Origin of the sequence: Adlercreutzia sp. DFI.6.23, from assembly GCF_024462535.1 — a bacterium.
Classification (GTDB): Bacteria; Actinomycetota; Coriobacteriia; order Coriobacteriales; family Eggerthellaceae; genus Adlercreutzia; species Adlercreutzia rubneri.
In genome coordinates this window covers 1-400 of the sequence record NZ_JANGBP010000189.1, presented here as the reverse complement: position 1 = coordinate 400, position 400 = coordinate 1, and the positions used below count along the sequence as shown (strand labels likewise).

At 70.0% G+C, this 400-nt stretch carries 1 protein-coding gene; it reads right to left on the bottom strand.

Annotated features, from left to right (window positions below; genetic code table 11):
- Positions 1–400 (bottom strand): transporter substrate-binding domain-containing protein (locus NE591_RS12945; RefSeq protein WP_256156828.1); only part of this gene is annotated, 400 nt, incomplete at both ends.

The window sequence follows — 400 nt, the reverse complement described above, 5'->3', positions numbered from 1 at the left end:
AGGTTTTCGGCCACCCAGGCGGCGATGGCCGCATCGTTCTGCACGGCCACCACGGTGCCCGCATCCTGGATGCTGGCCAGGTCGTCGTGGCCGGTGTCCATCTTCGTGACTACGGCGTAGTCGGCATGCAGGTAGGGCTCGGAAAGCGCCACGCCCTCGAGCGCGGCATCGGCGGGAATGGACGTCGCGCCCAGGTCGGCCTCGCCCGCGGCCACCTTCGCGGCGACGTCCTCGGGGCGGCCGGGGGTGATGTTCTGGTCGGCGTCCTTGTGGTTCACGGCCTTGGCGAACTGCACGTCCAGCCCGGCGCGCTCGCCCACCAGCCGGAGCAGCTCCACGGTAAAGCCGGTCTGGCTTGTGCTGGTTGCCTGCTCGTAGGGCTCGCTGTTGAGCGCCGAGG